This is a genomic window from Bifidobacterium subtile (genome assembly GCF_000741775.1).
GTDB lineage: Bacteria > Actinomycetota > Actinomycetes > Actinomycetales > Bifidobacteriaceae > Bifidobacterium > Bifidobacterium subtile.
In genome coordinates, this window is record NZ_JGZR01000003.1 from 202,405 (window position 1) to 215,984 (window position 13,580).

Below are 13,580 nucleotides of genomic sequence, written 5' to 3' on the forward strand. Positions count from 1 at the left end.
CAGTACCGTGACACCTAGGCATTCACCGGTTTGGCGAGATCCATCGAATTGCAGGAGGCGCGTCGCTGCTGACGTTCACGCCGCCGGCATGCATCCTATCGGCATGCGTGCCACTGTCACCTATGACACGCCGTCGATATACGCACCGCCATCAACATGCATGAAGTCCTCGACCCGATTCCACTTGACCGTGTACCCGGCTCCGTGCGCGCAGAATACGGAATCCGGCGTGTTGTCGAGGTCGTTTTCCGGGTCGTAGCCCGCCTGCGCGATGACTTCGGCCTCGTTATGGCATGGCCGATAGCCCGCGAATACGCAGGTGATGCTGCCCTGCCCGTGGCTGTAAGCATTGAACTGGGCCGTGTAGTCGCGCATTTCGCTGACCGGCGCCTCGCCCTCCAGCACCACATAGCCGCCGTCGATCTGCGGCTCCTCGAAGCTGCCGCTCATGCGCTGGATATTGGCCATCGCGCGGCCCAGCAGATCCTGCGGCAGTTCGAGCCGGAAGCGATACCACGGTTCGAGCAGCCGGCACTGCTGTCTACTGTTGGCCTTCATCAGGCCCTGGCGCACGGCTCGATAGGTGGCCTGGCGGAAATCGCCGCCTTCGGTGTGCTTGAGATGGCCGCGACCGGTCAGCAGCGTGATGCGCATGTCCGCGATTGGCGAACCGATGAGCACGCCCAGATGCTCGCGTTCGCGCAGATGGGTCAGAATCAGCCGCTGCCAATTGCGGTCGAGCACGTCTTCGCTGCACGCGGAGGCGAACTGCAATCCGCTGCCGCGCAACGCAGCTTCGAGCAGCAGATGGACTTCGGCGTAGTGGCGCAGCGGCTCGAAATGGCCCACGCCTTCCACCGGCTGCGTGATGGTCTCGCGGTAGAGGATGCCGCCCGGGCCGAAGCTGACGTCAAGACCGAAGCGGTCGTGCATGAGCTGCTGCACGACTTCGAGCTGCACCGCGCCCATGAGCTGCAGTTGAATCTCCTGCAGCCGCTCCTGCCAGCGTACATGCAGCATCGGATCCTCGTCTTCGAGCGTGCGCAGGGCGACGAGGGCCTTATGAGTGTCGAGGGCCTTGTGCGTGTCGAGCGCGTTGGTCGCGTTGGCGCTGGATTTCTTGGCGTCGGCACCGCTGCTATTGGTTGCACTGCTGTCAGCGCTGCCAATGCCAGAGTTGCCGACACCCGCTTGCCCGAAAATCACGGTGTATGTGAGCACGGGTTCGAGCACGGGCGCTTCGGCATCCGGCTCGAAGCCCAGGCCTTCTCCCGGGAAGGTCTGCGTCAGCCCGGTGACCGCGCATATCGAGCCGGCCTGCGCCGCGTCGCTCAGCGTGAACTTGGCTCCGGAATACACGCGTATCTGGTCGGCCTTCTCATGCCACGGCTCAGTTGCAGGCGCTTGATTCATACGCTCGTCAGCAGCTTCGGGAGGCCTGCGAGCATTCGTCAGCATCGCCTTCACCGGCAGCGCTCCCCCGGTCACTTTGAGCCAGGTGAGCCGATTGCCTTGGCTGTCATGCGATATCTTATAGACTTTGGCGCCGAAATCCTGCGGATAATCAGGCTGCCGCGTGGTGCGCTGCAACCCGCCGAGCAGCGTATCGATGCCGTCGAGCTGCAAGGCCGAGCCGAAATAGCACGGAAACAGCAGCCGTCGCGCGATCATCGATTGCACCGTGGCGTCGCTCAGCGTCTCCCCGTCCAAGTACTCGTCCATCGCATGCTCGTCGAGCGTGGCGATGTCCTCGTATTGCGCGGCGAGCTCGTCCGGATCGTCGAAAGCCATGCAGCCGTCGCTGCAATGCCGCCTGAGCTGGGCGAGCATGGCGGCACGGTCGGCACCCGCGGCATCCATTTTGTTGACGAAGATGAAAGTCGGCACCTGGTAGCGTTCCAAAAGCCGCCAGAGGGTCTGCGTATAGCCTTGCACGCCATCGGTGGCGCTGACGACGAGAATCGCGTAATCCAGCACGCCGAGTGTGCGCTCCATTTCGGCGGAGAAATCGATATGTCCGGGCGTGTCCAGCATCGTTATTTCAACATCATCATGCTGGATGATGGCCTGCTTCGAGAAGATTGTGATGCCGCGCCGCTTCTCCATCGCATCGCTGTCGAGAAAAGCGTCGCCGTGATCGACCCTGCCCAGCGTGCGCAATTGCCCGGAGCGATACAGCAATCCCTCGCACAGCGTGGTTTTGCCGGCATCGACGTGTGCCAGCACTCCTAATACCACACGCCTCATGCCGCGCCTGTCGCCATCATTGTCTTGCCGTCTATGGGTTGATTATGCGTATTGCCGGTTGTCGAATTCCCGCTTGCGGCTATCGCCTATTGCACGTTCTGCTGCGCGTCGAAACTTGACGGCTGCGATGTCGCCGCATCGCCATCGTGGCTCCAATCAAGGCCACAGGCAAGACCCAGCACACCTGCGATGAGCCCGCAGATGCCTGCCGGGAGCGCCGCGAAGAACGACAACGCGAAGCTCACCGCGCCAAAGGCCAATGCGATTGCCCCCACGATGGTTTTCGGCTTGATGACCATAATGCGCCCCCTGCTTTAGCGTTATTTTGCTGTATTTCCTGATGTGCTTCAGCTCTTCTTGGTGAATATACCCTTGACGAACGAGAAGACGAGCGTCGCAAGGAACAGCACAAGCGATACCCAGAACAGCCACAGCAAGCCCTTGAGCACCAGTCCGGCGATTCCTCCGATAATCCACAACGCCAACAGCACCAATACGAATGCAACCATTGTCATCAGCCTCCTTTGGGTTTGAATGTATTTTCACCTTAACAGCTCCGACATGGCAGCACGGCTCAATTCGCTGTGATATGAATCTCTTCCGGCAGCAGGAAGCGAGTGGTAGGGACGTGCAGCGTGCGCACTACGCATGTCGCGATTCGCGTAGTGCGCACGAAACGAACATCGAGGGCTCTGATGATTCTGGCCACAATGGCGCAATCGCAAGGCTCATGGCGCAACCGACACCATCGGGCGTGTGCGTTTCGTGCGCACTACGCAATAGAGACAACGCGTGGTGCACAGTTTCGATAGGGTATTACGCCGTGCGACGCCTCGCGGCGGCGACGAGGAGCTTGGGTTCGCCTAGGCCATTGACCGAGGCGGCGTCAACTATATACAGGCGATGTTGCTGTCGGTGCGCGATTCCGTGCCGCCGATGAGCACGCCGTTGTCGTTGCGCACGATCATCTGCCCGCGTCCGAAATCGGCGCTCTCCATGCTGATCGAGACCTGATACCCGCGCTCCTGCAGATCATGCATGATGTCGGCGTCGAAGCCCAGCTCCATGCGTACGTCGCTGGCCTTGTCCCACTTCCAGCGCGGGGCGTCCAGCGACTGCTGCGGGTTGAGGCCGAAATCGATGTAGTTCATGGCCACCTGCACATGGCCTTGCGGCTGCATGTACCCGCCCATCACGCCGAAAGGCCCCACTGGCCTCCCGTCCTTCATCAGGAAGCCCGGGATGATCGTATGATAGCTGCGCTTGCCCGGCGCGAGCGCATTCGCCCGCTTGGGATCAAGCGAGAAGTCGGCCCCGCGGTTCTGCAGGGCGATGCCCGTGCCGTCCACCACGATGCCCGAGCCGAAGCCCATGTAGTTCGACTGGATGTAGGACACCATATTGCCCTCGCCATCGGCGCAGCACAGGTACACAGTCCCGCCGTCCGCAGGCGTCTCAGGGTCCGGATCTCCGCGCCCTGGCCGATCCGTGCGGCCCGATCCGCCCCGTAGACCGGCGAGAGATACGATTCGATATCCATATCGCGGCCATCAGGATCGGTCACGAACTCGAAGGCGTCGGCGAACGCCATCTTGACGGCCTCGATCTGCCGGTGGCAGGTTTCGGCGTCCTCCTTGCGCACAAAATCGAAATTGGAAAGGATGTTGAGCGCCATCAACGCGACGATGCCCTGGCCGTTGGGCGGAATCTCACACACGTCGTAGCCGCGATAATTCACATGGATCGGGTCGACCCACTGCGGACTGTATGCAGCCAGATCGTCATATCTGAGGTAGCCACCGTCCGCTTGGCTCGCGCGGTCGATCGCACGCGCCAAATCTCCTTGGTAGAACGATTGCGCATTGCTTTCGCCGATGGCTTGCAAGGTATCGGCGTGATCGGGCAATCGAATGATGTCGCCGGGCGCAGGCAGCGCTCCCCCAGGCGCGAAAACGCGGAACCACTCATCGAACCGTCCATTATCATTGCTGTGCGCGTAACGCCGCGCGGCGCGCGCCCAGAATTTGGCGAGATTGGGATTGCAGGCGTAGCCGTCGCGCGCATAGGCGACTGCCGGAGCAAGGTCCTGTGAAAGGCAGAGCCTGCCGTAGCGCCCGGCCAGCGCTGCCCACGCCGCAGGGGCTCCGGGCACGGTGACCGGCGTCCAGCCGAGCAGCGGCATATGACCCGCATCGTCACGGCCATCAGCGCGCAGACTGTCTATGGATATGCCCGCAGGCGCGGGGCCGCTCGAATTCAGCCCCACCAGCCGCTGCTCCTTGGCGCTCCACGCGATGGCAAAGGCGTCGGCACCGATGCCGTTCGCTGTCGGCTCCACCACGCTCAGTGCAGCCGCTGCGGCCACTGCGGCATCAAAGGCGTTCCCGCCTTTCAGTATCGCCCGGATACCTGCCGACGAGGCCTCGAACAGTTGACCATCGCGTCCTTCGCGTAGATGGGAAAGCGCCGCGAGGGATAATGCTGCGACAACGGGTTGAACATATGCTGCTTCTTTCTGCCGTCTCCAATCCAAGGGAGAATCCCCTGCCGGCCACTTCCAAAAAAGGCTTCACGCCAATTGAGCGAGGATAATCAAAGCCGTTACTCGCTTTTCTTCTCTTCCTGCTGCTTCTTAGTGCGGCCTTCCTTGCTCCGTTGCTTGTTCACGGTCGCCGCTGCTATCTCTTCGGCCCGGTCGTTGCTGTGGCCTTGGTCAAGCTCGCTGTCCTTCACATGCTGATACTGTTTTTCGTCTTTCTTATTCCAGGCTTTTGGCATTGCGGTCTCCTATCGATGAGTGCGGTCTATAAGTTCACATGCTTGGCTCAGTATTATAATGAGGCGTGCGCACTACGCTCATCTCAGGTTGCGTAGTGCGCACGAAACGAACATAGCGAACCTGATGCTTCTGGCTGAAATGGCGCAATTGCAAGGTTTGCGAGGAGGCCTGCGTCACTAGGCGTGTGCGAATCGTGCGCACTATGCAATGGGGGCAACGCGTAGTGCGCAGTTGCGCGCGGCGTCTTACGCCGTGCGACGCCTCGCGGCGGCGACGAGTTTGGGCTCGCTCAGGCCTTTGACCGAGGCGGCGTCGACGATGGCCTGCTCGACGTCGTCCAATTGCGGCAGCCGGAACATCGTAGATTCGAGGGTCTTTTCGATGATGGAACGCAGGCCGCGCGCGCCAGTCCCCTGCCGCATCGCCGTCTGGGCGATAGCCGTGATGGCTTCGTCGGTGAACGCCAGATCCACCGAATCCTGCGCGAAGAGCTTGCGGTACTGCTTGGTCAGGGCGTTGGCCGGCCTGACGAGAATATCCTCAAGATCCTGCTCGGTCAATTCCTCCAGCACGCTCACAACAGGCAGGCGCCCGATGAACTCAGGCAGCAGGCCGAAATCAGACAGATCATCCGGCCCGGCCTGCGCGAGCAGTTCGCGCCGCGATATTTTGCGCTCGCGCCAGGATGCGGAGAAACCGCTTTCATGCGTGCCCAAACGCTGCTCCACGATGTCGTCAAGGCCGACGAATGCGCCGCCGCAGATGAACAATATGCCGCTGGTGTCCAGCTGCACCGTATCCTGATCGCGGTGCTTGCGCGTGCCCTCCAACGGCACCGCGGCGATGGTGCCTTCGAGGATTTTCAAGAGCGCCTGCTGCACGCCTTCACCGCTCACATCGCGGGTGATCGAAGTGTTCTCGCCGCTTTTGCGCGCGATCTTGTCGATTTCGTCAATATACACGATGCCATGCTGCGCACGACTCACATCGCCATCCGCCGCCTGCAGCAGCCGCTGCAGCACCGTTTCGACGTCATCGCCGACGTATCCAGCCTCGGTCAGCGTCGTGGCGTCCGTGATGACGAAGGGCACGTTCATCACACGCGCCAAAGTCTGCGCCAAGTAGGTTTTGCCTACGCCCGTAGGACCCATGAGCAGGATGTTGGACTTCGAGACCTTGACGTCGCGCAGCGGGTCGACTGAGTCCGCTTTCGAGCGTACGTTGCGATCGGAAAGCTGGTTCGCCGCCTCGCGCAGCTCCATGTTGACGCGCTTGTAATGGTTGTAGACCGCGACCGACAGCGTGCGCTTGGCCGCAGCCTGCCCGATGACGTATTCATCCAGATAGTCGTAGATCTGCGTGGGCTTGGGCAACTTCAGCACGCTGACATCGGCGTCGCGCTGGCGCTCCTCGGAGATGATATCGACGCACAGCGCGATGCACTCGTCGCAGATGGCCGCGCTGGGGCCGGTCACGAGCTTGCGCACCTGGCGCTCCGTCTTGCCGCAGAAGGTGCAGCGAGGCGCATCCTCGTTGTAGCTGATCACGCGTCCCATACGTCGCTCCTTGATCCGTTTCCCGCCAGTTTCAGTGGTCTCTGCGGCATGCGCTGTGGGAGGCTCACGATGCGCGGGATATATGCTATGCATCGCGGGCAGCCCTCTGATCGCGTTGCACGCAGTCGCGCCGCAGACGTCCGCTTACGACGATACCCCCAACACAGGCGTGTCAGGGGCATCGGATTGTGGAGATTAACGGTGGAGATCGCAGCAGTGGAAACCAACCGTGGAGCCAGTGGCGATTCGCCGATACGATTATCGCCGAAATCCGCCTACGAAAGCTCCCGTCACATCACCCAGCCTACTTGCTACTTGCGCGAAGCGAGCACCTCGTCGACGATTCCGTATTCCTTGGCTTCCGGAGCCGTGAGGAAGGTGTCGACCTCAATGTCCTTGCGCACTTTTTCGGCCGTTTGGCCGGTGTGCTTGGCGAGCGTGTCTTCCAGCCATTCGCGCATGCGCAGCATCTCCTTAGCCTGGATCTCGATCTCGGTGGCCTTGCCGAAGCCCTGATCGATGGCCGGCTGGTGGATCAGCACGCGGGCGTTGGGCAGAATGAGCCGCTTGCCCTTGGTGCCGGCCGCGAGCAGGATGGCGGCTGCCGAAGCGGCCTGCCCCAGGCACACGGTCTGCACGTCAGGCTGAATGTACTGCATGGTGTCGTAGATCGCGGTCATCGCGGTCATGGAGCCGCCGGGCGAATTGATGTACATCATCACGTCGCGGTTCGGATCCTGGCTTTCCAGCACGAGCAGCTGCGCCATGATGTCGTCGCATGAGGTGTCGTCCACCTGCACGCCCATGAAGATGATGCGATCCTCGAACAGCTTGGTGTACGGGTCCTGCGTCTTCATGCCGTACGGCGTCTTCTCGCTGAACTGCGGCAGGATGTACCGGTCCTGCGCCTGCAATCCCGTTATTCCACGCGGCCCGGCCAGACGCTCGGCGCGGGATATGAATTGTGCCTCCTGTGAAGCCATGTCACTCCCCTTCCTTGCCGGCTTTGTCGGCGCTCATGGTATCCGGCGTGGTCACGAGCTTGTCGATGAAGCCGTATTCGAGCGCCTCCTGCGCGGTGAACCAGTGATCGTACTCGTTGTCGCGGTAGATCTCCTCGACCGTGTGCCCGGTCTGTTCCGCGGTGAGCTCGGCCATGGTCTTCTTCATATCCATGATGAGCTCGGCGTTGATGCGCACGTCGGTGGCGGTGCCGCCGATGCCGCCCGAAGGCTGGTGCATGAGCACGCGCGCATGCGACGTGAGGAAACGCTTGCCTTTGGTGCCGGAGCTCAGCAGGAACTGCCCCATCGAGGCGCACATGCCTAGGCCTACGGTCGCCACATCCGGCGCTATGAGCTGCATGGTGTCGTAGACGGCCATGCCTGCGGTGATGGAGCCGCCGGGCGAATTGATGTACAGCCAGATATCTCGCTTGGGGTCTTCGGCGGCGAGCATGAGCATCTGCGCGCAGATGACGTTCGCATTATCATCCTTGACCTCGTCGCCGAGCCAGATGATGCGCTCCTTGAGCAGCCTGTTGAAAATCGGGTCCGTGATGGACGGCCCTTCGCCCTCTTGCATTGCGGGCGATGATGTCAGAAAGTCTGCCACCAATATCTCCTTGATCTTGCGTTACGTGAATTACGCGTTTCGTACCGTTAGAACAATACCGCCTTTAAGCGACGGCCCGCCCAGTTTTGCGCTCACTGCGAGAAAAGGCGGCATTGCAACGTTTCAGCACCCAGCGCGAGACGACCACAGCAGCTGCCGAAGCCAGCGCGACCGGCACGAAATACGTTATCGGGGCCGCGCACAGCTCCATCACCAGGCACATGGCCATCAGCGGAGCCTGCTGCGAGGCGGAAAGCAGCGATGCGGCGCCTACCAGCGCGCATGCGGCGATGGGAATCCCTGCCGCGGGGAACGCCGCAGCCCACAGCAGTCCAAGCAACGCACCGGCTATGGCGCCCAGCGCGATGCCCGGCTGCAGCACGCCGCCCGACGCGCCGGAACGTATCGTCAGCAGCGTGACGAGCGCCTTGGCAACCAATGACACGATCAAGACGGCCACAACCATGATGAGCGGCTGACTTGCCGAAGTGCCGAACAGCGAAAGGCCGGGAGCCTGAGCAAGGCGGGAGATGAGCGAAGGATCGAAGGACAGCTGCGCCGAGGCACGCCCGTTGCCCATCACTTGCGGGATCCAGATCGCCACGACGCCGGTGAGCAGTGCCGCCGCAGGCATCTTCCACAGGATGCCGGCATCGTTGCGCGGCCCTTTCTCGGCCCACTGCGATCCCAATCGGAACAATGCGCCGAGTGCGCCGAAGACCACGCCGCCCACCAGCGCGAACAGCATCAGGCTCGGCGTGTTCTCGTGCAACAGCCCGGGAAGATGGTAGAAGACCTTCTGCCCTTTGATCAGCGAGGCCACGTAGGCCGCCGTCGCCGACATGCCGAGCGAAACCGCGACCTTTTCCAGCGTGACATCGGCGAGCAGGATCTCGACGGTGAAGAACATCCCGGCGAGCGGGGCGTCGTAGACGCCGGCCAGGCCAGCGCCCGCGCATACCGCCACCAGCATGCGCTTATCGGCGCCAGTGAAGCCGATTACGCCGCTGAAACGCTGGCCGAGCATCGCGCCGAATTCGCGCGGCGCGACCTCGCGGCCGATCGACGAGCCGGAGCCGACGATGAGAATCTGCAGCAGCACATGCACTGTGGTCTGCCATACCGGCATCGTTTCACCGTTCACGGCCTTGGTGACCGAAGGCACACGGGTGGTTTTCGTGCGCAGCAGCCACCAGATAACCGCCGCGATGAGTGCGCCGCCGACGACGCCGAGTATGCGCCGGAGCGCCGGAACCGTGAAGGGGCCGGGCAACGAGCTATGTTCGGTGTAGCCGAATGCGAGGTATTCCACGCCATAGAGCATCTGCGAGAGCAGACCGGCAGCTATGCCGATCGCTATGCCGAGCGTCAGCACCGCCACGATGAGTCTGGCGGTTCTCGTGCGCGTGGAAGTGGCGTCTGCCATCATCGCTCCTTGGTGTGTCTCGTGTCAGCAGCGTTGTGCTGCAGTGTGTTACGTTGCCGTGCCGTATTGCCGGTGTTGTGCACCGGTGTTGCCGATGCCGTACCCGTCTCGTGCATGTCCGCACGACGCTGCTACCAACATGCCGATTATCACCATGCCCAGCAATCGGGCATGGGCATAAGAATACGGCCCGGAACCTTACGCAAGGTTTCGGGCCGTAGCATTCACGATGCGCGGGGTGCCTGACGCCTCAGCCGTGCATCAGCGCCGCAAGCCGCATATCAGCGCAGGGCGCTCACTCGCTGTCTGCGGAGGCGTCCACGTTGGAGAGTTCGTCGGCGACGGCTGCGGCTGCGGAAGCCGCCTCGACGCTTTCGGACTCCTCTTCCTGCGCCTCTTCGCCGAGGAAGGCGCTCAGGTCGAGCGTCTCGCCTTCGGAGGTGAAGGTGACGGCGCGCATGCCGGCGAGCAGGCCCTTCGAGCGGCCGACTTCCTGCACGGCGGAGCCGAGCTGGCCGTTGTTGACGATCGCGTTGATGAACTCGCTGGGATCCATGCCGTACTGCTGGGCGATGGAGGCCAGGAAGTTGGTCACATCGGCCTGCGAAACCTGAACCTCAAGCTTCTCGGCGAGCGCATCGAGCACCATCTGATCGCGCAGTTCCTTCTCGGCGCTCTCTTCAGCTTCCTTCTTCTGCTCAGCAGTGGCCTTCTCCGGGCCGCCAGCCGCACCCTTGAGGTGCTCTTCGACCGTCTGAGCCTTGACGCCCTTGGGCACCGGAATCTCGGCGCCCTCTTCGAGCTTGGCGATGAACACGTCGCGGGCTTCGGTGGCCTGGCGGCCTTCGGCATCCTTCTCGCTCGTCTTGCGGATGTCGGCCTTGAGCTCCTCAAGCGTATCGAACTCGGAGGCATCCTGAGCGAAGTCGTCGTCAAGCTCAGGCAGCTCCTCGGTCTTGACCGAGTTGACCTTGACCTTGACCTGCGCCTTCTCGCCTTCGTGGTCGCCCGCTTCGAGCGTGCCTTCGAAGGTGGTCTCCTCGCCGGCAGACAAGCCGTCGAGCGCCTCGTCAAGACCGTCGAGCATGGTGTTGGAACCCAGCTCGTAGCTCACGCCCTCCTGGGAATCGACGACTTCGCCGTCGATCGTCGCTTCGAGATCGATGTTCGCGTAATCGCCCTTGGCTGCCGGGCGGTCCACGCCCACGAGCGTGCCGAAGCGCTGACGCAGCGCCTCAAGCCGCTTGTCGATGTCCTCATCGGTGATTTCCGGCTTGGCGACCTCAAGCTCCAGGCCTTCCAGCTCGGGCAGCTCGATGTCGGGGCGACGCTCCACGGTGGCGATGAACTTGAGCTTGGTCTCGTCCTGCGCGGAGGCGGGAACCTCCTGCACGTCGAGCTCGGGCTGGGCCATCGGGCGAATCTTCTTCTCCTCAAGCGCCTTGGAGTACAGATCGGGAACGGCGGCGTTCACCGCTTCCCCGGCCACCGAGGCGAAGCCGATGCGCTGGTCGATGATTTTGCCGGGAACGTGTCCCTTGCGGAAGCCAGGTACGTTGACCTGCTTGGCGATTTCCTTGCGGGCATCATCAAGATACGGGTCGAACTCTTCCGGGTCGACGGTGACGGTGAGCTTCACCTTGGTGGGCTCGAGATTCCTGACGCTGATTTTCACGCTTGCGCTCCTGAACTACGGTATGCAACTATTTCTGCCATAAGGCAACCGTTATATGATAACGCGACTCAGGGACTCGGCCACAAGCCTGATCTGCCACCCTCTGGCGCCTTGCGCGGCAAGGAATCGCACCACATCGCGGCGCTGCGGCTCGTCGGTCCAGCACAAGTTGCGCACGATCTGCGGCTTCACGATCATCTCGGCGGGCGTGCGCGTGTCTTCGGCGATGGAGTTCAGCATCCGGCGCGCAGCCTGCAGGCGGCGGAATCGTTCGGGATGGCGCGAAGACCACAGTTTCATCGATCGTGGCGCGTTGCCCTGCGCATCCGCCGACGGGACCGGCATGGTCGGCCATTGTTCCTCGGGCAGCTCAAGCGCCTGCTGGATGACGCCCTTCCATACGGAGGGCTTCACTTCGCGCTGAATCGGTGCATAGCGTTCGAACATCTTGTCCTGCTCGCCGCCGGTGTGGACTCTGACCCGCTCGTTCAGCGCTCGTATGGCGCGAAATTCCCTGCCATTATGCGGCTTTTTCTGAGCCGCCGTGATGATCGCCGAGTCGGACAGCAGCAAGGTCGGCGCGATGTCATAGTGTCTGGCCAGCCTGTCTCGCTCCTCCCATAAGGCCTTCGCCACCGCCTGGCCTTGTCCGTCATGGTTCAGCGCGGTGATATGCGAGATGCGCAGCCACGGCACCGGATGTGGTTTGCGCGGCGTCATGCCTTTGCTCAGCGCATGGGCGAATTCCTCTTCGGCCCATTCGATTTTGCCCTGGCGATTGAGATCCCTGCGCATCGTCATTTCCAGCTCGATGAGCAGCTCGACATCGAGCGCCGCATAGTTGCGCCAGTCTCTGGGAAGCGGGCGGTACGACCAGTCCGCCGCGGAGTGCTCTTTAGCCAAAGTGAGGCCAAGATAGTGCTCGGTGACTGCGGCCAGCCCGAAATGCCGCATGCCCAGCAGCCGCGCCGCTATCTCCGTGTCGAAGAGACGCTGGGGACGCATGCCCAGATCGGCGAAGCCGGGAAGATCCTGCAGCGAATCATGCAGAATCCACGTCGCGTCGCCAACGGCGTCGTTGAACTCGTTCCAATCAGCACAGCAGCGGCCTAAGGCAATCGGGTCGAACAGCGCGATGCCGGCACCTTCGCGCTTGAACTGCACCAGCCAGTCCTCGTGACCGTAGCGAAACCCCGATGCGCGTTCCGCGTCAGCCGCCACGGACCCGTCAGCTGCGGCGAAACGCTCGCAAGCCTCGTGAAATCCCGCAAGCGTGTCGATGACGTCAGGAACTCCCCCGCGCGGTTCCGCCTGCAATCGTGGTTCGTCAGCCAAGCGCGATTTCCTCCTCATTCCCGGCATTTCCGGTCACCGCCATGGACATGGAGCGCAGGAACCCGGTCCATGCCTCGATATGCGTGCCGATCTCGTCGGCGATTTCCACGCCCGGCACCCCGGCAGGCGTCCACGATACACGCAGCTCACAACCGGCCGCAGCACGTTTCGACCCTCGCCCCGATTCCCCAGCTCCATCCGGTCCATCTGCCGTATCCGGCCCGTTCAGGCCGAATGACCGGTCCCGCGTCACGCTGACGGTGCCGGACGGGATGACCTCCGACAGCGGCTCCATGGCCATGCGCATCTCATCCCACACCATCTGCGCCGCCAAGTCGTCATTCGCGCAGTCGTCATAAGGCACGCGGGCGTATGCCGTGCAGCGCCAGTGAGTGCTCCATGCCGTGCCCAGGTTTCGCGTGTACAGCGCCATAATCCATCCCGAAGCGCCAAGCAATCCCTCGGAACGATTCTCGGCGCAACGCAGCGAAACGCCAATGCCGAAATCAGCCAAGGCGCGGGGCACCTCGATCTCCCGGTATTCGATGCCTCCCAGACGCTGCATCGCCATCACCGACAGCACCGCCGACCACACCTCATCAGGCACATCAGCGGGGCGGGGCAAGCCGATTCGTTCGCCGGAGTTCCTGACACCCTCGGCACACCCGGCACCTTCGACGATCGGAGCATCGGGAAACGCGTAGACATGGTTCATAGCTCTAGGCTACGAAACCGCAGCGCCGCATTCGGGCATCGCCACGCCCAAAGACGCGCGAATTATGCCGCACAGCCGGTTCGCGCACCGCGGAACCTCGTACACCACGACATTCGCGTACCTGTGCTGCCCAATGCACTGTGATGCGCATGCGCCGGGCAACTTGCCGCATGGCGACTGGCGGCATGATGACTGGCGGCACCATGTCTTATTGCACAGTCTGGCCACGCAGT

General features: G+C 62.3%; 11 protein-coding genes and 1 pseudogene. All 12 read right to left on the reverse strand.

The window, feature by feature from the left end:
- Window positions 1-120: 120 nt before the first annotated feature.
- On the reverse strand, window positions 121-2,247 hold the full coding sequence (locus tag BISU_RS02740; protein WP_024462742.1) for an elongation factor G: 2,127 nt from the start codon (window positions 2,245-2,247) through the stop codon (window positions 121-123).
- Between the two features lie 86 nt (window positions 2,248-2,333).
- Window positions 2,334-2,546 carry a hypothetical protein gene (locus tag BISU_RS02745; protein WP_024462741.1) on the reverse strand — a complete coding sequence of 71 codons (213 nt, stop codon included), beginning with the start codon at window positions 2,544-2,546 and terminating at the stop codon, window positions 2,334-2,336.
- A 48-nt stretch (window positions 2,547-2,594) separates the two neighbouring features.
- The gene (locus tag BISU_RS12405) at window positions 2,595-2,762 is read right to left on the reverse strand and encodes a hypothetical protein (RefSeq protein WP_155803790.1); all 168 of its coding nucleotides are present in this window, start codon (window positions 2,760-2,762) and stop codon (window positions 2,595-2,597) included.
- Between the two features lie 375 nt (window positions 2,763-3,137).
- Window positions 3,138-4,612: pseudogene (locus tag BISU_RS02755) on the reverse strand (gamma-glutamyltransferase family protein).
- A 236-nt stretch (window positions 4,613-4,848) separates the two neighbouring features.
- Window positions 4,849-5,025 (reverse strand): hypothetical protein, encoded by a 177-nt coding sequence (locus tag BISU_RS11930; RefSeq protein ID WP_202805552.1) that lies wholly within the window; start codon window positions 5,023-5,025, stop codon window positions 4,849-4,851.
- Between the two features lie 246 nt (window positions 5,026-5,271).
- Window positions 5,272-6,582: an ATP-dependent Clp protease ATP-binding subunit ClpX gene (gene clpX, locus BISU_RS02760; RefSeq protein ID WP_024462740.1), complete on the reverse strand. Its 1,311-nt coding sequence runs from the start codon at window positions 6,580-6,582 to the stop codon at window positions 5,272-5,274.
- A 311-nt stretch (window positions 6,583-6,893) separates the two neighbouring features.
- A complete protein-coding gene (locus tag BISU_RS02765; protein WP_024462739.1) occupies window positions 6,894-7,565 on the reverse strand; it encodes an ATP-dependent Clp protease proteolytic subunit in 672 nt (223 codons plus the stop codon).
- Window position 7,566: 1 nt separating this feature from the next.
- Entirely contained in the window at window positions 7,567-8,166 is a 600-nt protein-coding gene (locus BISU_RS02770) for an ATP-dependent Clp protease proteolytic subunit (RefSeq protein WP_033502454.1), read from the reverse strand.
- 94 nt (window positions 8,167-8,260) lie between these two features.
- Window positions 8,261-9,622 carry a chloride channel protein gene (locus BISU_RS02775; RefSeq protein ID WP_152599019.1) on the reverse strand — a complete coding sequence of 454 codons (1,362 nt, stop codon included), beginning with the start codon at window positions 9,620-9,622 and terminating at the stop codon, window positions 8,261-8,263.
- Between the two features lie 295 nt (window positions 9,623-9,917).
- Window positions 9,918-11,297, reverse strand: coding sequence for a trigger factor (gene tig / locus BISU_RS02780; protein ID WP_024462736.1), 1,380 nt, complete (start codon window positions 11,295-11,297; stop codon window positions 9,918-9,920).
- Window positions 11,298-11,348: 51 nt separating this feature from the next.
- Window positions 11,349-12,632 carry an HRDC domain-containing protein gene (locus BISU_RS02785; RefSeq protein ID WP_024462735.1) on the reverse strand — a complete coding sequence of 428 codons (1,284 nt, stop codon included), beginning with the start codon at window positions 12,630-12,632 and terminating at the stop codon, window positions 11,349-11,351.
- Window positions 12,625-13,347, reverse strand: a complete 723-nt coding sequence (locus BISU_RS02790) for a DUF3000 family protein (RefSeq protein ID WP_051245932.1) — start codon at window positions 13,345-13,347, stop codon at window positions 12,625-12,627. Before BISU_RS02790 ends, BISU_RS02785 begins: the two co-directional genes overlap by 8 nt.
- Between the last annotated feature and the right edge of the window lie 233 nt (window positions 13,348-13,580).

Coding starts and splice junctions, on each gene's coding strand:
- BISU_RS02740 (WP_024462742.1), bottom strand. CDS start 2,247: ATGAGGCGTGTGGTATTAGGAGTGCTGGCACACGTCGATGCCGGCAAA.
- BISU_RS02745 (WP_024462741.1), bottom strand. CDS start 2,546: ATGGTCATCAAGCCGAAAACCATCGTGGGGGCAATCGCATTGGCCTTT.
- BISU_RS12405 (WP_155803790.1), bottom strand. CDS start 2,762: ATGACAATGGTTGCATTCGTATTGGTGCTGTTGGCGTTGTGGATTATC.
- BISU_RS11930 (WP_202805552.1), bottom strand. CDS start 5,025: ATGCCAAAAGCCTGGAATAAGAAAGACGAAAAACAGTATCAGCATGTG.
- clpX (WP_024462740.1), bottom strand. CDS start 6,582: ATGGGACGCGTGATCAGCTACAACGAGGATGCGCCTCGCTGCACCTTC.
- BISU_RS02765 (WP_024462739.1), bottom strand. CDS start 7,565: ATGGCTTCACAGGAGGCACAATTCATATCCCGCGCCGAGCGTCTGGCC.
- BISU_RS02770 (WP_033502454.1), bottom strand. CDS start 8,166: ATGCAAGAGGGCGAAGGGCCGTCCATCACGGACCCGATTTTCAACAGG.
- BISU_RS02775 (WP_152599019.1), bottom strand. CDS start 9,622: ATGGCAGACGCCACTTCCACGCGCACGAGAACCGCCAGACTCATCGTG.
- BISU_RS02790 (WP_051245932.1), bottom strand. CDS start 13,347: ATGAACCATGTCTACGCGTTTCCCGATGCTCCGATCGTCGAAGGTGCC.